The organism is Noviherbaspirillum autotrophicum (assembly GCF_000818395.1).
Lineage (GTDB): Bacteria > Pseudomonadota > Gammaproteobacteria > Burkholderiales > Burkholderiaceae_D > Noviherbaspirillum > Noviherbaspirillum autotrophicum.
In genome coordinates, this window is sequence record NZ_JWJG01000028.1 from 2,777,063 (window position 1) to 2,797,221 (window position 20,159).

A 20,159-nucleotide genomic window follows, 5' to 3' on the forward strand; every position below is an offset into this window, starting at 1 on the left:
GGGTTCTGCGGCACAGTGAGTGACATGGTGCTGCATGCTCCTTACCCGGCCTTTGCGAGCCGAACCCACCGGGAGCCGTGAGATGCCGATAGACCAGACGCCGGTACCGTGGTGGCTTGCGCCGTCGTCAGTAGAAACGACGCAGCGTGCGGTCGAGGCGAGCGGCCTGTCGGAGGCGCAGGCCGCAGCCCGGCTCACCCAATACGGCCCCAATCTGTTCCGCGAACGGAAAGACAAACCGCTCCTGCTGCAGTATCTCACCCGGTTCAAGAATCCTCTCGTCCTTATTCTCCTCGCCGCCAGTGCAGTTTCGGCAGCAACCGGGGAGGTCACCAACTTCCTCATTATCAGTAGCATCGTTTTGCTCAGCGTTACGCTGGATTTCGTCCAGGAGTACCGTGCCAACGCGGCGGCAGAGAAATTGCGTCAAACGGTTTCCGTACGGGCCACGGTCATACGCGATGGCAAGCCATCGGACATTGCCGTGACCCAGATCGTACCTGGTGACGTCGCGCTGCTATCGGCCGGAGATTTGATTCCGGCCGACGGGTTCGTGCTTGACGCGCATGACTTCTTCGTCAAGCAGGCGCTGCTGACCGGAGAGTCCTACCCAGTGGAAAAACGTCCGGGCGCGCTTCCGGAAACGGCCACGGAGCTGGAGGAAGCGACCAACGCGGTGTTCATGGGGACATCGGTCATCAGCGGCAGCGCCCGCATACTAGTGGTCAAGACTGGGACCACCACCGCAATTGGAGCAATCGCCGACAGCATCTCCCGCCAGTCGCCGCCAACATCGTTCGAGCTCGGTACCCGCCGTTTCGGCATGCTGATCATGCGACTGACGATCTTGATGGTGATGTTCGTTCTGCTGGTGAACACCTTGTTTCACAAGCCTTGGCTGGAGTCCTTCCTGTTCGCGGTGGCCCTTGCCGTCGGCCTGACGCCGGAATTGTTGCCCATGATCGTCTCGGTCACGTTGGCGCGCGGCGCGCTGCGCATAGCAAAGCAGCATATGATCGTCAAACGCATGACTGCTATCCAGGACTTGGGCTCGATGGATATCCTGTGCACGGACAAGACCGGCACCTTGACCGAGGCGAGCATCCAGATGGAGCGGCATGTAGACGCGAATGGCCGGCCCAGCGGGCGGGTGCTGGAACTGGCCTATTTCAACAGTTATTTTGAAACCGGCCTGAAAAGCCCGCTCGATGACGCCATCCTCAGGCACCAGCATATTGAAATCGGCCACTGGAGAAAGATCGACGAGGTGCCGTTTGATTTCGAACGGCGCCGCGTCTCCGTACTGATCGACAATGGCGAAACGCGTTGGCTGGTGGTGAAGGGCGCACCCGATGAAATCGTGGGGCTCTGTACCCATTACGAAATGGAAGGTGCGGCGCGCCAGCAGCCCATCGATGAAACGGCGCTGGTCAACATTCATGATCAGTACCATGCGCTGGAAGAACAAGGTCTACGCGTGCTGGGCATCGCCTGGCGCCAAGTGCCGCTGGACCATCCGCATGCTGTCGTGAGCGACGAAGCAGCGCTGGTGCTGGCCGGGTTTGCTGCCTTCCTCGACCCACCCAAGGAGAGCGCTGCCTCCGCGCTTCAGGCGCTCAAGCACGCCGGCGTCGCGATCAAGATCGTCACGGGCGATAGCGACCTGGTCACACGCCATGTCTGTACCCAATTGCAGATTCCGGTCGTGGGGATTCTGACTGGCAAGGAGATCGCGCGGATGGATGATCACGCCCTGCGCGCGCGGGTAGAGACGGCCAACCTGTTCTGCCGAATCAATCCGGCGGAAAAAAATCGGGTGATCCTGGCGCTCAAGGCACGCGGCCATGTGGTGGGTTATCTGGGCGACGGCATCAACGACGCACCGTCGCTGCACGCCGCCGACGTCGGCCTGTCGGTCGATTCGGCCGTTGACGTAGCCAAGGAAGCGGCAGACATGATTCTCCTCAAGCAGGACTTGCATGTGCTTCACGCTGGCGTTCTGGAAGGGAGACGTACCTTTGGCAACATCATGAAATACATCATGATGGGAACCAGTTCCAACTTCGGAAACATGTTCAGCATGGCCGGCGCATCGCTGTTTTTGCCATTCTTGCCGATGTTGCCGACACAGATCCTGCTCAACAACATTCTCTACGACATATCGGAGGTACCGATTCCGCTGGACAAGGTCGATGCGGGGGAAACCAGCCACCCGCGCGTGCTCGACTTGCACTTCATCCGCAACTTCATGCTCGTGATCGGGCCGATCAGTTCGCTATTCGATTTCCTGACCTTCTACATCCTGCTGACGGTGCTTCAGGCCGGCGAGAAATTGTTTCATACCGGCTGGTTCGTTGAATCGCTGTGCACACAGGTGCTGGTGATCTTTATCATCCGTACCCGCGGCAATCCGCTGAAAAGCCGAGCCCATCCGTGGCTGGCGGCAACCTCGCTGACGGTCGTGGGCATTGCGGTGGTGTTGCCGTTCACACCGATGGGAAGGTATTTCGGATTGGAGCCCCCGCCCGCCCGGTTCTATTTCCTCCTCGGGGGCATGGTGCTGCTCTATCTCTTTGTTGTCGAAGTAGCCAAACAGGGCTTCTATCGCTGGTATTCGACGGCAAAGCCGATCGTGCAGCCTGGCGATCCCGATCGCATTGCCTGATCTGCTGCGAAGTCATCCACCCGGCGCCTGTCGAGACACACTATCTGACGCAGTAACTGATTTTGTGAGAAATCATTACCACGAAATCGTCGGATCCGCAGCAACGACCTCATGAACGCCTCATCGCGCGGTAGCGCATCGGAGACCGCTCCCGTCTCGCATCCGAATTTCTGGAAAACCTGGACCAGCCCACCCAATGCGAACCTGGCGCGCCTCACGCTCGGCGTCTTTCCCCTTGCGCTGGCATCCGACTTTGGAGACTGGGCCACGCATCTTGCTGCCGCACCTGGCAAGCATCAGCAACTCGTGCGCAAGACAGTGTTCAAGAACATGCGCTTTGCCCGATATGTGCTGCAGTGGCTGTACGAACTGGCGACATTCGCACAGTTGCCTCGCGCAGAGGAATTGCCGGATCGATGGGCGTGCGTTCATCCAGGATGGGCAAACGATGGAATGGCGACGGTGCGGCGCTCATCGGATTTTTCCATTGAACCAGTTATCCAATATCCCGCCGATATCTATCTGGTACGATTAGGTTTCGCTCATGCAAAGGGAGAGGAGCATGTCAACATCATCTATCGGGATAGCTACTTGGTTAAATAGCAACTTGACCACATCGTCCCAATCGTCTCAAAAGACAACGTCCATCCTTTCTGATATGGGAAGCACGACGAGCGCAAACCAGACCATGGCGTCGGCAACGGATGCGGTCAACAATAGTTCGCTTTCCGCCGCCATTCAACAGGCGCTGGCCCAGGTGAATGCGGGCGCAGACTTAACCAGTCTCCTGCCCCAGGATTCCCAGCAAGCCAGCTCCGACTTCATGGGAAGCCTGCTTGCGGCGCTACCGATGCCCGCCTCATTGAGTAGCTCATCGGCAAATTCCTTGCCTGCCCTGTCCGCATATACGTCGGCGCAGGCTGGCGCGTCGGTCGCGTTAAACCAGTCAAGCCCGACAATCAAGCTGCAGACGGCGATCCAGAAGCTAATTTCCCAACTCGACAGCAACAGCAATAGCGACGAGCTGCCTGGCACGGAAGCAGCGCCCGGGCTCGGGAATCTGAAGCAATCGTTCAATCAGCTGATTACCTCGAGTGGCGGCAACCCGAGCGAGGCATCATTGCAGTCCTTCCTGAAAACCGTGGCCCTGAACGTCCAACACAGCGTGTCCATCGGCAGCCTTCTGGATGCGAGTGCCTGATTGGCACCGCTCCTGCTCGACGTGGTTGCATGAACCGTGTTTTCGCAGGGGGATGGCAGCACGCTGGGTTCATGCCTAGAGAGGTTACCAAGGCCTATTTACATCCGAGCGTGCGTCGCGCATCCAAACCGGTGATTTCGACGCCGGACATCGTCTTCGCGGTAATCGCCTCACCTGTTGACAAGGTCATCTTGAACTGGCTTGGGACTGCATAAAGCGGACCGACATCGGTGCCCACCGACGCTGTGCCGTTTGGCAGGTCGACCTGAATTACAGGCGCTGGGTAATTCAGCAAGAACATGCTGTGGTAACAGAAGCGTCGTAAAACGTGACTCCTCGCAAAGTCGGTAGCGGGAACTGAACTTGACTGGGTAGGTTCTGTATAAGTGCGCCGTCGTCGAGTGTCGCAAAATCAATTGAAGTTGGTGTTCCCCCTTCTGCAGTGGAATATACTGAACAGCCAGCATAGGTGCTCACGTTGGCATATGCAGTTTGGAATGCAGACATAACCATTACCGCTGACGTGGCCCCCTTTTGGGAGGCGTCACTTCCCACGTTGTAGGAAAATTTTCCCAATGAAGCGCTGAAGTTCTGCTGGCTACTCACGCGCCAGCGACATTGGAAAAATAGCTGATGACCAAATCCGCAATCCGCTCACTTTCATCCACGTCGAATTTGTGCGTTGCATGCAAAGCGCGCATCGCAATCATGCGCTGCCCGACGAAATCGTTCAGATCGTCGTTCGAAAATTGATACCCGATTGCGCCGGGCGGGTCATCAAGCGCAACAGGTTCCAAGTCGGCCAGCATGGCAAAGATCATGCGCAGTGAATGCTCGATGCGCGTGCAGACATGAAACCAGAACGGGAATTGCTCGTCGAGCTCCTGAAAAAAGGCGCGTACCTCGGGAATCAGGTGGAGTTCTCGCGGATCGTTGTCGTAGCCGCTCACCATGAGCGAAATCGTGCCATTGCTGGCCTCCAGTGCTTCCCGCGAGTCGATCAGTCGGTTCAGGGATGCCAGTGCCTGTTCGAGATCACGACGTTCGATATCCTCCCGTTGAATGGTAATCACGACGACCTTGGTGCCGACCAAGCCACCGTACAGATTGCGCATACTCATGCCGTCACTCTTTTCTCAGCCGAACGGGTTCTTGACCTTCTCGGTCGGCTTCACCTGCACATGCTCGGGCAAGGATTTTTCCTTTTCCAGCGCGGCCACGACGGCATCGACGACCTCCTTCAATGCCCTCGCCTGCGCCAAGCCGGCCTTGTCCTTCGTGAATTCGACCGAGCCGTAGACCGATACCCGGTCCAAGCGGTTTTCGATATTGAGGTCGCCGATGGCGAGTGCCTCTTCCTCGTTCTGAAACGGTTTGATGGATGCCATGATCATTGCCTTTCAGGGGGATCGACTTCGACGGGTTTGCTCTTTGCGCTGCGCCGGCCATGCGGCGTGGGCACCGGCATGGGCATTTTCATCGCCTTGACTTCCGGCGCCAGTTTCGGGAAGACCGTGATGTGGATACGTTGCTCCAGGTCTGCAATCGACATCGTCTGATATTCCATGCCTTCCGCATTCGGCGTCACATAAGCACCTGCCTGTTTTTGCGCCGGATCATAGATCGCCTTGTAGACGGAAGTCGGCACCAGCACCCGGCCATTGATGCGCGCCAGGTCATTGCCCTCGAAGATCGGCCCTGTCACCACGTACAGTTCCTTGTCTTCGCGTGCCAGCTCGCGGGTGGCCTCTTCAATGCCTTCCCACAGGATTTGATTGTTCTTCGGATTCTGCGGGATGATGTTTACCAGCGAAAAGCTTTCGTACTGCGCATTCTCGGTCGGCATATCGCCGTTCGGCGCCATGTGGCCGCGGTCAAAACCGGAACGCACATAATCCGCCAGCTCCGAGCGATCCGCCGGCGGCAATTGCTCTTCCATGTGAAATGCATTCTTGCGCTTCAGCCGCCCCGCTTCATCCACCCGCTTCTCGGTCAGATGTTCGGCCGACCATAACGGCGTACGTGACACACCACTGTATGTGACAGCGTACCCCTCGAAGCACAGCATCGTGGTTTTCTTTGCCAGATTGGGGCTGGTAATGACAGGGGCCTGCCCGTCCAGGAAATGGTCTGCACAGGAGGTCGGCTTTGTCGTGCAGCCGGAGGTCGCCAGCAGGAGCACAGCGATGCCAAGCACTAATCGGAATTTCATCGAGGTCACGGTTTCAGCAGAAGCTGGATGACACGCAATCGTGTCATTCTATGCGAGCCGGGACTGCGAGCCGGGGCTACTTATCGAATGATTGCTGTCAGACACAGTTTGTTACAAAATCCACATACTTCCTGTCGTCCAGACAATGCTGGGCCTCGTTAAGGAGGGGCAGCACCATGCAACCAATATACCGACTGAAAGGGACCATCATGTTGACCTCCAAGCAAAAAGCCGCTCTCGCCTCCGTGCTGATCGCCGCATTTGCCGCCAGCGCTGGCAGTGCGATGGCTGAAACCAAGTGGGAAAAAAATCATCCGCGCCGTGACCAAGTGAATGACCGCTTAGAGCGACAGAATCGCCGGATTACACAAGAACGCAAGGAAGGCGAGATCACGAAACAGCAAGCACAGGCACTGCGCAAGGAAGATCGCCAGATTCGCCAGGAAGAGCGCGATATGGCAGCGCAGAACCACGGTCATATCACCCGCGCCGAACAACGCGTGCTGAACCAGCAAGAAAATGCGGTCAGCAAGCAGATCGGCAAGTAATCGTCCTGCTCCTGAACCAGAATTTTCAATCTTTTCAAGGAAGATACCGTGAAAAAACTGTTTGCCGCATTGATACTGGCGTCGCCGTTCCTGTTGAACGCTGCCCATGCCGCGACCGCACAGCAAAACAAGATGACCACCTGCAACAAGGAAGCCGGCGACAAAAAGGGGGGCGAGCGCCAAGCCTTCATGAAGGAATGCCTAAGCGCCAAGCCAAAGGTCAGCGACGCGCAGAAGGCGCAACAAGACAAGATGAAGACGTGCAACGCCGAAGCCAAAGATAAGAAAGGCGACGAGCGCAAGAAATTCATGAGCGCATGCCTGAAGAAGGCATAAGGAGCTGGCACCCGCGATAAAGCTGGGGGTCTTTCCCTTCCTTGTCTGAAGGAAGTAAACTTTACGGCTAGCACAAAAATTCAAGCCAGGGGAAGACGAGAGCCACGAGTCCGCACGCCACAGGCGTCACAAGATTTTTTCTTACCACCCTCTTATTCGCAATGAAAATATCTGTTATTCGTTAACTGAATCGGACATTTCGCTTGCATATAAGTATTATTTTCTCTGTCTCCTCCAACCCTCCCTGACTTGGATTGAACCCGCTGCCGCAAGGTCAGCGGGTTTTTTTTCGTCTTTTTTTGTGCCGACCATATCGCGTTGTTTGCATGCCCGCAGGCGGTACATACAAACCGCGCCTGCGTGGTCCAATTGTGGGCCGACCGGTGGTCGCAGCACGGGCAGGTGCGGCGCACGTCGGCGATGTGGGCATGCAGGCGCTGCACGCGCACCTTTGCCTTCTTCCAGTTGCGGCTGAATTTCTGTTTGTGGCTCATCGCCTGCTGCACGGTGCCGGACGCTGTTGGCCGGCGCGTAGGACATGCCTGCCAACAGCGTGGCGAAGCGGGCAATGCCCACGTCGATACCGGCCGCACCGATCCTGGGAACGGAGTGGTTGACCTCGCCCTCGGTCTGGTGCGATATCCGGCAGAGTGGCACACGGTGAAGTTCTTCACCGTGCCCAGCACACCCCGGCTGAAGCGCACTCGCAGCCAGCCGAGCTTGGGCAGGAACAGGCGGCCGGTGCGCTGATCGAGGTGGATCTGCTGCAGGTCGGAATAGCGCAAGCTGTCGTGGCGGCCCTTCTTCTTGAAGCGGGTAAATGCAGCGCGCTGCGCAAAGAAATTGGTATACGCGTGTTCCAGGTCAGCGAGCGCCTGCTGCAGCGGGTGCACCGGCGCTTCAGATAGCCAGGCCGTGCGCACTTTGGCGCCATTGCGTCAGCCGCTTGTACAGGCCGGCGTAGCCGAACTTGCTGTCGCCCAGAGCACGGCGTTCCTGCTGCAGCGCCAGCGCAATTGAACACGAAGCGGTGCAGTTGCCGCTCCTGCCAGCCGTCGGGTCGACAACCGATCGGCGACAGCGATTCGCGCAAATCATCCTCGCTACCGGAAGCAACCAATTTCCGTAATTGACGCTGTCTCGCAACCCCGCTGCGATGGCCAGGCATGCCACGATTACGCATAGCCCCGCGCATGTTTGGTCTCCAAAATGACCGGGGCTGACAGTCAGTCGGCCCGAAGCGGGAATGCAATACGACACGAAGTGCACTGCCTGCTCTTTGAGCGGACCAGGTGCCGGCGGATCAGGACAACGTGCCGCTATGGCAGCCATACCGCTTGTCGTGACGTCGAGCAAGGCTGACGCCCCTTTTAACAAACAATCGCTAAGACAATAGCCGAATCAGGGCCGCCGGATGAATTGTCCAGCCTAATAAGCCGGCCAAGCCCATCAATATTCCGAAGCCTGTCGGCACCATCGCAACGACAAACAACCAACGCTTACGTGTGAGCGATGTTACGGCCAATAGCGATATGGAAATCGCTAACAACGCATCGGACAGGTCGAACTGATCATCACGGAAGTTTGCGTCGTCGTATGCCTTCTGATCCTGATCAGCCAACTTCTTCAATTCTTCCTTCTTGCGACTCTGTTCATCGACCAGCTTCTGGTAATAAGCGATTGACTCGTCGTATCGCGACCTGTCCGGCGCACTGGCGGCACCAAGCTGCAATTGCACCAAGGTTGCTTTCGCAATTTCCTCGCGTATATTGCGCGCCTGATAGAACGCCCAATGATCGATCTTGTTTGCCTGGGCCTGCTGCATGGATTGCACGATATTGTCATCCTTTACCTTACACACCCCCATGAAAGTCGCAAGAATAGCGACCGTGATCGCTACCAGCGTGTTTAGCTTCGAGGTGGCTCGGTCTTCGGCGGCTTGCGCGACGCTGCGCTCATTCGCTTGTGCAACAGCTTCCAGTGGATCGACATCCATTTCTCTTCCCGATACGATGTGACGCAGGAATCATACTGAAGAACACATGTGGCGTCACGCTGGCAACATTTTTACGCCGGCATGTGTAGTCCAGTGTTCGGCTGCAGCCCGTCCGGCGACGTAAGCTGCCACGTTGGTGATGATAATCACCGTCGGCTAGCTGCGTGAAAGTGCCTGGAGTCCTTTTTTGAGGACATGCGGTAATCAACTCCGAGAGATCGTTTCAGGCGATACACAGCGTACATGCACTGGAACGAGCCTATGTGTCGATCGCCCCTTAGTCGGTGATTCATTTTCCAGAAAATAACGCCATGCGTGCGATCGGTGGATGTCTTGGAAATATAGGCTCCTCCAGTGAACGACCCAGATCGTATCTGCTCAATGAGTGCTCCCGCCCCCGATCTGAAAGCGCATCGTTTGGACTGCGGCATCAAGAACAATTCCTTTGTCGCTTGTTATTCGGACGATGCAATAGATTGATTGATATTTTTCTTGACGCAATAAAGTCTGCCCTTTTAGAATCCGCCTGTTTTCATCTATATGGAGTCCCTTTAATGGGCACTTGTTCGAGTGATAGTTGTTGCCGGATTTTGTCCGGTTCCGCCTCGGCAAGATAACGCAGGTTTCCATCCTCCTGCCGTCATTGCGCCGTAGGCTGATGATGGTATCCCGATTCCGGCCTGTTCCGGATAGTCTGAATTCCAACAAGCAATTCATTAATGTCAGGGGCGCCGTTCTCATTTCCGGTGGTCGTGATAGCGTTCCCCGTATTGTCTTGCTAAGGGCAGTTGCAGCAGGACAGTGATCCTGCTTTTGCGGGATCGATGGCATTGGCAAGCGCAAATGAAAGGCACACCCGTTCACTCTGACGGAGGTACCCATGTTTCAACCGAAGGCCAATACCGCAAGCGCTCTCTGGTTGGCAGCCCTCGCGGGTTTGCCACTGCTGTCCTATGGGGACGATATCCAGGAAGCGGCCTGGAGCGCGCACTTCCAGACAACGTACATCTGGGAGGCAAAAGCCCCGTTTTCCGCTCCGTATACTGGCGAGTTCAGCCTACGCCCCGAGCGCGAAAAGGGTTATTCCTTCAGCGCCACGGCGGCCCTCGGGTTTAGGCCCTGGACCGGCGGCGAGCTCTATTTCGACCCGGAGGCGGTCCAGGGCGTGCCGCTGTCGAACCTGCGTGGCCTGGGCGGCATGACCAATGGCGAGCAGCAGAAGACCAGCGGCCCGAACCCCACGTTGTACCGCGCACGACTCTTTCTGCGCCAAACCTGGAACCTGGGAGGAGAAAAGGAAGCCGTCGAATCGGATTTCAACCAGATGGCAGGCCTGCTAGACAAGCGGCGCATCGTCGTTACCGCTGGCAATCTCTCGGTCACCGACATTTTTGACAATAGCGCTTATGCACATGATGCGAGGACCCAATTTATGAACTGGGCGTTGCTCGCGCACGGTGCCTATGATTTTGCCGCCGATGCGCGTGGCTATACCTGGGGGGCGGTCATCGAATATTTTGACGATGATTGGGCGATTCGCGCCGGGCGCTTCATGCAGCCCGCTGAATCCAACGGCCTGGCTCTGGATAAACGGATTTTCACCCATTATGGTGACCAGGTTGAAGTTGAGCATGGGCATGTCTGGGGCGACCAACCGGGCAAGGCACGTGTACTGGTCTTCCGCAATCGTGCCACTATGGGGGGCTTCCGAGATGCCTTAGCGGAGGCTCCGAATAATGGCGGCGTGCCGGATGTCGCGCGTGTCCGCACGGAGCGGAGCAAGATTGGATTTGGCTTTAGCGCAGAGCAAGGCTTGACTTCCGATATCGGCGTCTTTGCACGGGCGAGCTGGAACGACGGCGCTTCAGAGACATACGCTTTTACGGAAATCGAGCGTTCGTTCTCGGTCGGTGCCGCTGTCAGAGGAGGTGCTTGGAATCGAGCCGACGACACGTTAGGAATTGCGTGGGTCCGCAACGGGCTATCGCAGGCGCACCGGGATTATCTGGCGGCGGGTGGCGTCGGTGCGTTTATTGGTGATGGCAGGTTGAATTACCGGCCAGAATCAATAACTGAGGCTTATTACAGCTTCAAGTTGGCCAAAGCCGTCACCTTGTCGCTGGATGCGCAACACATCGTGAATCCAGCCTATAACGCCGAGCGCGGCCCCGTGAATGTCGGCTCGATCCGCCTGCATGCCCAATATTAAGAAAACGAGACGACTTCATGTTCGAGCTCTTCACTCCCGGACGAACTGGCCGGTCCTTCCTGACGACAACGCCCAACCGTTGGGATTGGGCGCTGTTGCCGCTGGTGCTTGCTGTGCTGGCCGCCCTGGCTTTCGGTGCTATGCAGATGAGCCGGCCCTTTACGGTAGGTCAGCCGACGCCAATTTCCCTCGACCCGCTGTATCTGCCTTATTACCTGCTGCGGACCATGCTGCGCATGTTTACGGCGCTGGGATTCGCGCTGCTGTTTACGTTTGTGTTTGCAGCTCTTGCAGCAAAATACCGTACGGCCGAAAAGGTTTTGATTCCATTGCTCGACGTTCTGCAGTCGGTCCCGATTCTCGGCTTTCAGGCGATTGCAATAGCACCATTTATTGCGCTGTTCCCCGGCAATCTCCTCGGGGTCGAATGCGCGGCGATTTTTGCCATTTTTACCTCACAGGCGTGGAACATGGCGTTCAGTCTGTACCAATCAATCAAGACGATTCCACCGGAGTTGAATGAAGCAGCATGTGTATTCCGGCTATCCGCCTGGCAGCGCTTCTGGCGACTGGAGCTTCCTTTTGCAATGCCCGGACTGCTGTGGAACATGATGATGTCGATGTCCGGCGGTTGGTTCTTCCTCGTGGCGGCAGAGGCGATTTCGGTTGCCAATCAGGACATCAAGCTGCCGGGTATCGGTGCTTACATTGCCGTCGCTATCGACGGCAAAAGTGGCGCCGCCATTGCTTGGGCGATCGGGGCTATGTTGTCTGGAATCCTCCTGTACGACCAATTGTTCTTCCGGCCCTTGCTCGCATGGGCAGACAAGTTCCGTTTCGAGGAGTCACAGGGCGACACTGCGCAACAGTCCTGGCTGCTCGACTGGGGCCGGCGCAGCGTGTGGCTACGCGCGGTGACCGATCGCTTCTGGACCATGCTGGGCCGCACGCTTGGCTGGTTCAGCCGCCGTCAGGACAGCCCCATCAAGCAACGCGAATCGCAACCCCGAAATATCTTGTGGTCCAGGGCTTGGGACGCGCTGATTCTGGCTGTCGCTGTATTCGCGGCCTGGCGCTTTGTGGTCTTTGTACACAGCGACGTTGGCTGGGGCGAGGCCGCCCATGTCATTGGTCTCGGTTTCATTACGCTGGTCCGTGTACTGTTGCTGATTGCGCTGGCTTCTGCTGTATGGGTTCCCATCGCGGTCTGGATCGGCTTGCGCCCGCAATACTCGCAAAAAGTGCAGGCCGTCGCCCAATTTCTGGCGGCATTTCCGGTCAACCTGATGTTTCCGCTCGTGGTCTATGTGCTGGTGACCTATCGGCTGAACCCCAACATCTGGCTCAGCCCGCTGATGGTGTTCGGCACTCAATGGTACATCCTGTTCAATGTGGTGGCCGGTGCATCGACGCTGCCCAATGAATTGCGATTGGCAGCCGACAACCTGGGACTGAAAGGCTGGCTCAAGTGGAAACGGGTGTACTTGCCTGCGGTATTTCCGAGTTTCATCACCGGCGCCATCACCGCCAGCGGCGGTTCCTGGAACGCCAGCATCGTCGCCGAATACGTAACCTGGGGCAAAACTTCTCTCGTTGCCGACGGACTGGGAAGCTATATCAAGCAAATGACCGACGCCGGTGATTTCCACCGGATCGCACTGGGCATTGGTGTGATGTGCGTGTTTGTGATGTTGTTGAACCGATTCTTCTGGCGCAAGCTGTACCTGCTTGCCGAAGACCGTAGCCATTGAGGCAGGCAAGATGAACAACAAGAGTGCATTGGTTGAATTGAATGGCGTTGCCAAGTCCTTCCGCAGCGCGGACGGCGCGCCGCGCAAAGTACTGGACGACGTAAACTTCTCCCTGGCCGAAGGCGAAATTGTCGCTTTGCTCGGAAAGTCAGGATCGGGCAAGTCGACCTTGCTGCGTATTATTGCGGGATTGATTCCCGCCGATGCTGGAAAAGTCACCTATCGTGGACAACGGATTCAGGGCCCGGCATCCGGCATTACGATGGTATTCCAGTCATTTGCGCTATTCCCATGGCTGACGGTGCAGCAAAATGTCGCGCTGGGTCTTGAAGCACAGGGCATTGCGCCGGAAGAGCGCGCCAAGCGCGCGGACGCCATGCTCGAACTAATCGGTCTGGCCGGTTTTGGCGGCGCGCTGCCCAGGGAGCTGTCAGGCGGGATGCGGCAGCGCGTCGGTATCGCCCGAGCGCTGGTCACCGACCCGGACGTCCTGCTGATGGACGAAGCCTTCTCGGCTCTGGATGTGCTGACTGGCGAAACGCTACGCAGCGATATTCTCGACCTATGGGACAGCAACCGGATTCCGACCAAGGGCCTCCTGGTTGTATCTCACAATATCGAGGAAGCGGTGATGATGGCGGACCGGATCATCATCCTGGCAAGCGACCCGGGGCGCATACGCAATGAAATCACCATTGGGCTTGAACGGCCACGCAATGTTGATTCACCGGAAGTTCGCAGCCTCATCGATGAAGTGTACGGACTGATGACGATGCGCCCGGTGCAAGAGCCTGTTACTGGCACCTCGCCACCCATTACGCATCCCGGCTATCGCTTGCCCGATACCGATGTCACTCGTATTGAAGGCGTGCTCGACCTGCTGGCCAATACGCCTTTTAACGGCCGGGCCGACCTTCCACACCTCGCGGAGGAATCGGAGCTGCAGGATGAAGAGTTGTTTCCCACTTATGAAGCACTTGGTATGCTTGGATTGGCGCAAGTCGAAAAGGGAGACATTACACTCACGCCGCTTGGTGTGCGCTATGCGGAGGCTGAGCACACACTCAGGCAGGAAATCTTTGGCCAGCAATTGCTGACGCACGTCCCGCTGGCTTCACATATCCGGCAGCAACTGGAAGCAGAACCGAGCGGCGCATTGCCGGAGAAGCAATTTCTGGAGTTGTTGGAAGAATTTTTAAAAGCCGATGAAGCCAAGCGTGTACTCGAAATTGCCATTGAATGGGGGCGCTACGGCGAAGCCTACGAATACGACTTTCATACCGGTCGGCTGAAGCTTCCTGACCAAGCGGAGGAATAGGCGTCGACCGCGGCGCACACTGTCGATGGCAGATGAAACCACACTGAGCCGGCCTGGCTGGCGCCACAGCCACGTCATATAGCGACTGACGAGTTCTGCAATGGCCTTGGCGAGCTAGAGCGCATTTCATAAATGCAAAGGGAACATGAGGCTTTATGTAGAGTCGTACGGCCAACTTTGCAACAGTCATGGTGCAATCATGGCCGCTCGGTATTCAGTGGATTTACGCCGCAGAATTGTGCAGGCGTGTGAAAGAGGAACGCAATCGCAACGCGAGGTGGCAGAGTTTTTCAATGTCAGCCTGTCCTTCGTTGAATCTCTTCTGCAATATTACCGTCGCAGCGGGGGTGAGTTGGTTCGGCCGCAGCGCCGGCGCGGCAGGCACGCTCTACTTGACGATGCGTGCCGTGAACGATTACGGCACTGGCTGCACGAACAGTCCGACATGACCTTGAAGGAATTGGTCGAGCGTCTGCACGGCTGCACAGGCATGACCGTGAGCGAGCCGACTATGTGCCGAGTGCTGCATCAGATGGGCATGCGTCGAAAAAAAAGACTGTCCATGCCACAGAACGGGACAGCTTGCGCGTACGTGTGGCACGCCGCCGATACCGCAGGAAAATCGCAAAATACTCGGTCAAAAGGCTGAAATTTGTCGACGAGTCTGGATTGAACATTGCTATGAGCCGGCGCTATGGAAGGGCCGAGCGCGGCAGGCGCGTGCATGATGCGGTTCCCAAGAACTTCGGACGCAATGTCACCATTCTTGGCATGTTGTCCTGGTATGGCATGCATGCCGTCATGACGGTCGAAGGCGCTACCGATGCCGCCGTATTCCGTGCCTACGTGGGGCAGGTTCTGGCTCCAACCCTGCGACCTGGCGATGTAGTGGTGATGGACAACCTGAGCGCGCATAAAATCCAGGACATTGAAGCCATGATTACGGCTACTGGCGCGGAATTAGTCTACCTGCCGCCATATTCTCCCGATTGGTCTCCGATTGAACCCTGCTGGTCCAAAATCAAAACGCGCCTGCGCGGCATGAAAGCCCGAACCCGTGAAGCGCTAGATATGGCACTGACGAAAGTCATTAACAAAATCAGTAATAGCGACGCCAGAGGCTGGTTTGCCCATTGCGGCTATTCCCTACACTAATTTGAAAACCGCTCTAGAAGAAGACTATCTACACGCCATGAATATACCCGCCTCTGAACGCTTCGCGTTGTCGTAGGCGGTTTCTCGTTTCACAGACTGCAGCACACGCGAACCAGACTGCTTTCGCGTGCGTCTGACGCGCGTCTCCACGAGCGTGGGCGAACCGAGGTCCGCCGGTTCGGAGCATCCCGCCCCTACCTCTTTCTTCTGTTGCTGCTTCGTGGTGACGCCAGCTGTGCTGGCGCAACCAGGCTGCCGTGTGGTCGTCCTTTGGCTCGATGGCGCCATCGTCGTACGAGAAAGACAGATGCCAGCGGCCGTGCTCAATGGAAAGATGAACGCTGTTCGGCGGCTGGAATGGCACGTGCACGTGAAACGGGATGGTGCCGACCGGGTGTTTCTGCGTGCCGATCTCGAGCGCATAGTCGCCGGCGGGCACCTCGCCCTTGCCCACCGCTGGCAGGCGGAACAGTTCACGGGTGATCGACACCGCCCGCCTGCCATGGCGTTGCTTGAACCCTGGGCGGCCCGCCAGCTTTTTGAAGAAGCGCTGATAGGCCTGGTACCACGTTGCTGCGCCATTGCGCAGGATCTGGCTGGGCATGCTACGGATCCAGTCAATTGCGTTCGCGTGGAAGTGGCAGTAGACCTGATCAACCGGAGGATGCTGTCCCGCCAGCGCCAGGCACTTGCGCGCGAACGTGCGGAAGTACCGGTCCTCGCCACTGTGGGCGGTGTCGATGAATTCCTGCGCGCCGATCCACTGCCAGAGAGTGTCTTGCAGCGCGGGGGCGGGATAGCAGCGCAGGCGTTTTCCGGTTTGCATGCAGCGATGCGATCTTGGGCCGCATGGAACCTCAAGCCATCACATCGGCGTCGCATGCCGTATTTGCGCTTCAGCTACCTATCGTGTTCGTCACGAAATACCGGCGCAAGATCCTGCATCCCGAGACGCAGGACTCCCTGCGCGGTACGTTCGAGGAGATTCTCCTGGAATGGCGCTGCTCGAATTTGGCGCCGGAGAGGATCATGTCCATTTGCTGGTGAGCATTCACCCGGCGCTCAATATCTCGACGTTGATGAACAACCTGAAGACGGCTACCGCCAGGCGCGCGCAACCGGTTTCCGCAGCATCTCGCGCAGTGCTACGGGAAGCCGTATTTCTGGCACCGGGCCTATTATGTGGGCAGCGTCGGCGGCGCTTCTCTGGAGGGGGTGAAACAGTACGTCGCCAGCCAGAGTCAGGTGGAACGCCCGCGGTCCCGCTACCCCCCTCCCGGCTGGCGCCCAGGCAGGGGAATGCGTGAAACCTTTATGTTCAAGTTCCTGATAACGTCGTAATCGCTATCGTCAATGGGTAGAAAGCGAATGCCATGCATGTCGCCGAGAACGGTTTTACTTGGCTCACTTTGGCGAAAGAAGGTGGCACGAATTTTTTCCTTCACGTCCTGACATAATTCACCGCGGTAGACAAATGGATCCATCGGTACGGGGGCCGAACGCCACAGCACGCGAAAATCGCCTTTTCTTGCTGTTCCGTTATTAACCAAGTAAAAGGTGCAAGCTGGATATGAAGGCAGCGTCTACCCGACCGTCTAGTAGCGCTTCCGCCGCAAGTTGATGACTTCCAGCATATGAAATGCTTGCAAAATGGGTGTGCAATGGCCCTTGTAGAACGCGGCCGAAATACAGTCGTGGTATTTTATTCCCGGAAGTGCTTTCAGGGTCCACTAGTGCCAGGCGCTTTCCCCTCAAGTCGTCATACGTCCGGAAAGGCTTCTTGGCCAGTACAACCAGCATCGAATAATAGAATGCGCCCTCTTCCTGAAATGTACTTGCCTGTTGAGAGAAAGTGGCGAAAGGTGTGATTTTTGAGTTTCTTCCCTTTACGGCAATATACGCTGCCGGGCCAAGCCGTGCGACATGGACCGCGCCACTGGTGAGCGCTTCAATCACTGCGCCGTATGAAGCTGGCGTCACAACATCCACCGGCACACCAAGAGATTCACTTAATTCCGTCAACAGCGGCCGGAATCGCGTAAGGTCCTGTTCGACGCTACCTTCAGGCACCATGGAATAAACGAGACGCTTTGGCCTTTCACAGCCAGAGGCGCTAGAACCCACCACGCCCATCAGCACTAGCGGCATGAAAAAAGAGAAAAGGAACCTTACCAACGGCTTATGCATAAGCACGCATACTCTCTACAGGAAGACGGCCGAAATTTTGCAAGCTCACAGCAACATCTGACGCCGGAGCGGGCCGATGAAAATAGAATCCCTGTACTTCGTCACAACCGGCCGTTTTTAAATGCACGACTTGCTCTTTTGTCTCAACACCTTCAGCGACGACTTTCAAGCCGAGATTGTGGGACAGGGCGATCGTTGAGGAGACGATCATCGCATCGCTCGTATCGTTACGGATGTCGCGAATAAAGGACCGATCAATTTTCACCGCACTGATCGGCAACTGCTTCAAATGGCTGAGGCCGGAAAAACCCGTGCCATAATCGTCCAGAGAAATTTGAATGCCTGCTTGCTGAAGCTTTTCCAATACGCGTTGCGCCGTCTCCGGGCACTCCAGAAAACAGCTTTCGGTCACTTCTATCTCAATTAGCTCTACCGGGATATTTTTTTCCCGGATATTGCTCAAGATGACGTCCACCAGGCTGTCATCAGACAACTGCCTGGCGGATATATTGATGGCAACTGGTAAGAGAGGATTTCCGGCGTCACGCCACTGCGCAAGCTGTGTGCACACTGCCGTGACGATCCAATGCCCCAACGGCGTAATGTAATTATGCTCTTCTGCAATGCCGATAAAATCGCCAGGAAAAATCAGGCCATGTTTGGGATGCTGCCAGCGCAGTAATGCCTCCATGCCGACGGGGCGAAGATCCTTAAGGGAAATGCGCATTTGATAATGAAGACAGAACTCGTTGTCCCTGATCGCACGTCGGAAACGCGTGAGTAGTTCCAGGGAACGTGCGGAGGACGTATTAAGTGAATCGTCATAGAAGCGATATTTTCCTCGACCACTCCGCTTCGCACTGTACATTGCCGCATCGGCATTCAAAATCAGGGTATCGATGTCCTGTCCATCCCTTGGGCAGAGGGCAATGCCGATACTGGGTGTCGTATCAACACTATGTCCATTCATCTCAAGATATGGCGCCGACAGGCAATCAACCAGCTTTTCCGCAATCTTGCTCGCCCGCTCCTCCGAGTTCAATTCAGAAACGAGGATGATGAATTCATCTCCACCAAATCGGGCCACCAAATCGTACTCGCGCAATGCGCCACGCAGGCGTTCTGCCACTGCCTTGAGAAGAAGATCACCGACGGCATGCCCAAGCGTATCGTTAATTGCCTTGAATTTATCCAAATCCAGGAAGTAGACCGCATATAAATTTCGGCTTCTCCGCGCGCGCGCCAGCTCAACTGTCGCAAGCTCATAAAACATCATGCGATTCGGAAGGCCTGTCAAAAAATCATGCGACGCAAGCTGGAAGGCTCGTGCCTTTTCCTGCTCAAGCTGTTCGATGAGCGCCTGCTTTTGCACTTCCGACTCTGTGAGTTCCTGATACAGCCTGCGCTGGCGTTGAGCCAAAACTGTCAGGCCCGCTGAAAGCAGAATGGTTACGACCGACATAAGTATGCCTCGCCAAAGGTAGCTTCGGTGACGCTCCGTCAACTCCCCCTCCACGGCAACACTGTCTCGTGTAATGGCAACTGCGATCGGAAACCGATCCAATATGTGGTAGCTCCCAATGCGGGTAATATTATTTGCCTGCGATGCTACTTCGATGCGTCCCAATTTCTTGCCGCGGCCAATGACGCCGCTGTAACTCGACAGGGCATCATGGTCGCTATCTGACACCATTCCACCGCGTATTTCAAACAGCTGCTGCCCATGAAAATCCAGCACTTCCAATGCGGTATCTTTACTACTGGTCGACTCTTTATATAAGCGTAGAAGATAGCCAAGATCGATATTTGCGGCGAATACACCGATTGGCTCGTCGCCGGAGACAATTGGTACCGCGACGGGAATGGTCCAATTTGCCGCTGGCCGCCCGATGAAAGGACGACGTTGCCTGTGGAGCGCGCTGCTGTCCTGCAGGACGACACGGACTAGCTCCCGCATTTCAGGCTCTATCTCGCCACGTGATGATACGTACTTCAGCTCGGCGTTCGAACCGAAAACCGCAAGCCGCAAATACGCGGAGTCCCCAAAGGTAAGGGGTGCAGGAATCGATGGCGTGTCGCCATTCGGTTTCAGTGCACTGCTGCTTAACTGTGCGTACAGAAGCGCACGTCCAAAGACCTCGTCGATGTCGGCGGCGACAATAGAAGAGATATTTTGGCTCGCCAGAATCGATTGCTCTACCGCTTGCCGCCTTTCGCCCAGCACTAAAGAAATGGTGATCAGCCATATGATTGCAAGACAAAGTACGGCGAGGAGGATAGTGCCGACGACAAGCCAGCGCCCCTCTTGCGCAATTGATTTTAAGGTACTGAACTTGAACGGCTGATACAAAATCATCGCCCTAGGGAGAAGCAGAAATGCAGTCGATTTTACTTTTGAAATATTTCCGGAGGACTACATTATTGCCATCTCCGTAGCAGCGCAAATAGTCATCAATCACGTGTAAAGCGGACAGATTGCCGCTGCTTCGGCGCGGCAATGTGATGGAGCCTATCCAGGCTTAAGCAGGAGGAATATGACAAAAACACGAACACGTGTTTGGCTTGTCATTGAATTGTCATA

General features: G+C 56.3%; 20 protein-coding genes and 1 pseudogene. 11 read left to right on the plus strand and 10 right to left on the minus strand.

The annotated features are described in order from the left end of the window. Positions 1-82 precede the first annotated feature (82 nt). The 3 genes from mgtA (at position 83) to TSA66_RS14045 (ending at position 3,866) form a co-directional block, all read left to right on the plus strand. Positions 83-2,665: a magnesium-translocating P-type ATPase gene (gene mgtA, locus TSA66_RS14035; protein ID WP_052451968.1), complete on the plus strand. Its 2,583-nt coding sequence runs from the start codon at positions 83-85 to the stop codon at positions 2,663-2,665. A 111-nt stretch (positions 2,666-2,776) separates the two neighbouring features. Continuing rightward, positions 2,777-3,268, plus strand: a complete 492-nt coding sequence (locus tag TSA66_RS14040; RefSeq protein ID WP_040038562.1) for a poly-beta-hydroxybutyrate polymerase N-terminal domain-containing protein — start codon at positions 2,777-2,779, stop codon at positions 3,266-3,268. After that, positions 3,228-3,866, plus strand: coding sequence for a hypothetical protein (locus TSA66_RS14045; RefSeq protein ID WP_157691536.1), 639 nt, complete (start codon positions 3,228-3,230; stop codon positions 3,864-3,866). The genes TSA66_RS14040 and TSA66_RS14045 overlap by 41 nt, the downstream gene beginning before the upstream one ends. Positions 3,867-4,468: 602 nt before the next feature. Here the strand turns inward: TSA66_RS14045 and TSA66_RS14055 are convergent. Genes TSA66_RS14055 through TSA66_RS14065 form a run of 3 tightly spaced genes read right to left on the minus strand, consistent with a single transcriptional unit; the run spans position 4,469 to position 6,078 of the window. Continuing rightward, positions 4,469-4,987 carry a chlororespiratory reduction 6 domain-containing protein gene (locus TSA66_RS14055; RefSeq protein WP_084199139.1) on the minus strand — a complete coding sequence of 173 codons (519 nt, stop codon included), beginning with the start codon at positions 4,985-4,987 and terminating at the stop codon, positions 4,469-4,471. Positions 4,988-5,002: 15 nt separating this feature from the next. After that, on the minus strand, positions 5,003-5,254 hold the full coding sequence (locus tag TSA66_RS14060; RefSeq protein ID WP_052451977.1) for a hypothetical protein: 252 nt from the start codon (positions 5,252-5,254) through the stop codon (positions 5,003-5,005). A 2-nt stretch (positions 5,255-5,256) separates the two neighbouring features. Beyond that, complete coding sequence (locus TSA66_RS14065; protein WP_040038557.1) at positions 5,257-6,078, minus strand: DNA/RNA non-specific endonuclease; 822 nt, start codon at positions 6,076-6,078, stop codon at positions 5,257-5,259. 284 nt (positions 6,079-6,362) lie between these two features. Between TSA66_RS14065 and TSA66_RS14070 the strand changes: the two genes are divergently transcribed. After that, positions 6,363-6,626, plus strand: coding sequence for a hypothetical protein (locus TSA66_RS14070; RefSeq protein ID WP_408639465.1), 264 nt, complete (start codon positions 6,363-6,365; stop codon positions 6,624-6,626). Positions 6,627-6,674: 48 nt separating this feature from the next. Continuing rightward, positions 6,675-6,962 carry a PsiF family protein gene (locus TSA66_RS14075; RefSeq protein WP_040038555.1) on the plus strand — a complete coding sequence of 96 codons (288 nt, stop codon included), beginning with the start codon at positions 6,675-6,677 and terminating at the stop codon, positions 6,960-6,962. Between the two features lie 152 nt (positions 6,963-7,114). Here the strand turns inward: TSA66_RS14075 and TSA66_RS27335 are convergent, their stop codons facing one another. The 3 genes from TSA66_RS27335 to TSA66_RS14085 all read right to left on the minus strand — a co-directional run bounded on the left by TSA66_RS27335 (position 7,115) and on the right by TSA66_RS14085 (position 8,958). Further along, positions 7,115-7,885, minus strand: coding sequence for a hypothetical protein (locus tag TSA66_RS27335; RefSeq protein ID WP_052451967.1), 771 nt, complete (start codon positions 7,883-7,885; stop codon positions 7,115-7,117). After that, complete coding sequence (locus tag TSA66_RS25635; protein ID WP_052451966.1) at positions 7,863-8,060, minus strand: hypothetical protein; 198 nt, start codon at positions 8,058-8,060, stop codon at positions 7,863-7,865. The genes TSA66_RS27335 and TSA66_RS25635 overlap by 23 nt, the downstream gene beginning before the upstream one ends. Before the next feature lie 286 nt (positions 8,061-8,346). Then, the gene (locus tag TSA66_RS14085; RefSeq protein WP_040038554.1) at positions 8,347-8,958 is read right to left on the minus strand and encodes a DUF4337 domain-containing protein; all 612 of its coding nucleotides are present in this window, start codon (positions 8,956-8,958) and stop codon (positions 8,347-8,349) included. Positions 8,959-9,838: 880 nt separating this feature from the next. Here TSA66_RS14085 and TSA66_RS14090 point away from each other — a divergent pair. The 5 genes from TSA66_RS14090 to TSA66_RS14105 all read left to right on the plus strand — a co-directional run bounded on the left by TSA66_RS14090 (position 9,839) and on the right by TSA66_RS14105 (position 15,391). Then, positions 9,839-11,167 (plus strand): carbohydrate porin, encoded by a 1,329-nt coding sequence (locus TSA66_RS14090; protein WP_052451965.1) that lies wholly within the window; start codon positions 9,839-9,841, stop codon positions 11,165-11,167. A gap of 17 nt (positions 11,168-11,184) precedes the next feature. Beyond that, positions 11,185-12,918 carry an ABC transporter permease gene (locus TSA66_RS14095; RefSeq protein WP_040038553.1) on the plus strand — a complete coding sequence of 578 codons (1,734 nt, stop codon included), beginning with the start codon at positions 11,185-11,187 and terminating at the stop codon, positions 12,916-12,918. 10 nt (positions 12,919-12,928) lie between these two features. After that, the gene (locus tag TSA66_RS14100) at positions 12,929-14,236 is read left to right on the plus strand and encodes an ABC transporter ATP-binding protein (protein ID WP_040038593.1); all 1,308 of its coding nucleotides are present in this window, start codon (positions 12,929-12,931) and stop codon (positions 14,234-14,236) included. A gap of 145 nt (positions 14,237-14,381) precedes the next feature. Continuing rightward, positions 14,382-14,885: a helix-turn-helix domain-containing protein gene (locus TSA66_RS26245; protein WP_084199137.1), complete on the plus strand. Its 504-nt coding sequence runs from the start codon at positions 14,382-14,384 to the stop codon at positions 14,883-14,885. After that, positions 14,831-15,391, plus strand: a complete 561-nt coding sequence (locus TSA66_RS14105) for an IS630 family transposase (RefSeq protein WP_232429364.1) — start codon at positions 14,831-14,833, stop codon at positions 15,389-15,391. Before TSA66_RS26245 ends, TSA66_RS14105 begins: the two co-directional genes overlap by 55 nt. 28 nt (positions 15,392-15,419) lie before the next feature. Here TSA66_RS14105 and TSA66_RS14110 read toward each other — a convergent pair whose 3' ends face one another. After that, positions 15,420-16,217, minus strand: a complete 798-nt coding sequence (locus tag TSA66_RS14110) for a hypothetical protein (protein WP_052451964.1) — start codon at positions 16,215-16,217, stop codon at positions 15,420-15,422. A gap of 23 nt (positions 16,218-16,240) precedes the next feature. Here TSA66_RS14110 and tnpA point away from each other — a divergent pair. Further along, positions 16,241-16,732: pseudogene (tnpA, locus tag TSA66_RS28220) on the plus strand (IS200/IS605 family transposase). On the opposite strand, the gene TSA66_RS28225 reads toward tnpA, so the two are convergent. The 3 genes from TSA66_RS28225 to TSA66_RS14125 are packed head-to-tail and all read right to left on the minus strand — an operon-like array spanning position 16,657 to position 19,934. Then, entirely contained in the window at positions 16,657-16,941 is a 285-nt protein-coding gene (locus tag TSA66_RS28225) for a PhnD/SsuA/transferrin family substrate-binding protein (RefSeq protein WP_157691534.1), read from the minus strand. The pseudogene tnpA and the gene TSA66_RS28225 overlap by 76 nt on opposite strands. Beyond that, positions 16,934-17,578, minus strand: coding sequence for a phosphate/phosphite/phosphonate ABC transporter substrate-binding protein (phnD, locus tag TSA66_RS14120; protein ID WP_052451963.1), 645 nt, complete (start codon positions 17,576-17,578; stop codon positions 16,934-16,936). Before phnD ends, TSA66_RS28225 begins: the two co-directional genes overlap by 8 nt. Beyond that, positions 17,571-19,934 carry a putative bifunctional diguanylate cyclase/phosphodiesterase gene (locus TSA66_RS14125; RefSeq protein ID WP_084199133.1) on the minus strand — a complete coding sequence of 788 codons (2,364 nt, stop codon included), beginning with the start codon at positions 19,932-19,934 and terminating at the stop codon, positions 17,571-17,573. The genes phnD and TSA66_RS14125 overlap by 8 nt, the downstream gene beginning before the upstream one ends. Positions 19,935-20,159: the final 225 nt, after the last annotated feature.

Coding starts and splice junctions, on each gene's coding strand:
- TSA66_RS14040 (WP_040038562.1), top strand. CDS start 2,777: ATGAACGCCTCATCGCGCGGTAGCGCATCGGAGACCGCTCCCGTCTCG.
- TSA66_RS14060 (WP_052451977.1), bottom strand. CDS start 5,254: ATGGCATCCATCAAACCGTTTCAGAACGAGGAAGAGGCACTCGCCATC.
- phnD (WP_052451963.1), bottom strand. CDS start 17,578: ATGCATAAGCCGTTGGTAAGGTTCCTTTTCTCTTTTTTCATGCCGCTA.
- TSA66_RS14090 (WP_052451965.1), top strand. CDS start 9,839: ATGTTTCAACCGAAGGCCAATACCGCAAGCGCTCTCTGGTTGGCAGCC.
- mgtA (WP_052451968.1), top strand. CDS start 83: ATGCCGATAGACCAGACGCCGGTACCGTGGTGGCTTGCGCCGTCGTCA.
- TSA66_RS14055 (WP_084199139.1), bottom strand. CDS start 4,987: ATGAGTATGCGCAATCTGTACGGTGGCTTGGTCGGCACCAAGGTCGTC.
- TSA66_RS14085 (WP_040038554.1), bottom strand. CDS start 8,958: ATGGATGTCGATCCACTGGAAGCTGTTGCACAAGCGAATGAGCGCAGC.
- TSA66_RS14110 (WP_052451964.1), bottom strand. CDS start 16,217: ATGCAAACCGGAAAACGCCTGCGCTGCTATCCCGCCCCCGCGCTGCAA.
- TSA66_RS14100 (WP_040038593.1), top strand. CDS start 12,929: ATGAACAACAAGAGTGCATTGGTTGAATTGAATGGCGTTGCCAAGTCC.
- TSA66_RS26245 (WP_084199137.1), top strand. CDS start 14,382: ATGAGGCTTTATGTAGAGTCGTACGGCCAACTTTGCAACAGTCATGGT.
- TSA66_RS14095 (WP_040038553.1), top strand. CDS start 11,185: ATGTTCGAGCTCTTCACTCCCGGACGAACTGGCCGGTCCTTCCTGACG.
- TSA66_RS14125 (WP_084199133.1), bottom strand. CDS start 19,934: ATGATTTTGTATCAGCCGTTCAAGTTCAGTACCTTAAAATCAATTGCG.
- TSA66_RS14070 (WP_408639465.1), top strand. CDS start 6,363: ATGGCTGAAACCAAGTGGGAAAAAAATCATCCGCGCCGTGACCAAGTG.
- TSA66_RS14065 (WP_040038557.1), bottom strand. CDS start 6,078: ATGAAATTCCGATTAGTGCTTGGCATCGCTGTGCTCCTGCTGGCGACC.
- TSA66_RS14045 (WP_157691536.1), top strand. CDS start 3,228: ATGTCAACATCATCTATCGGGATAGCTACTTGGTTAAATAGCAACTTG.
- TSA66_RS25635 (WP_052451966.1), bottom strand. CDS start 8,060: ATGATTTGCGCGAATCGCTGTCGCCGATCGGTTGTCGACCCGACGGCT.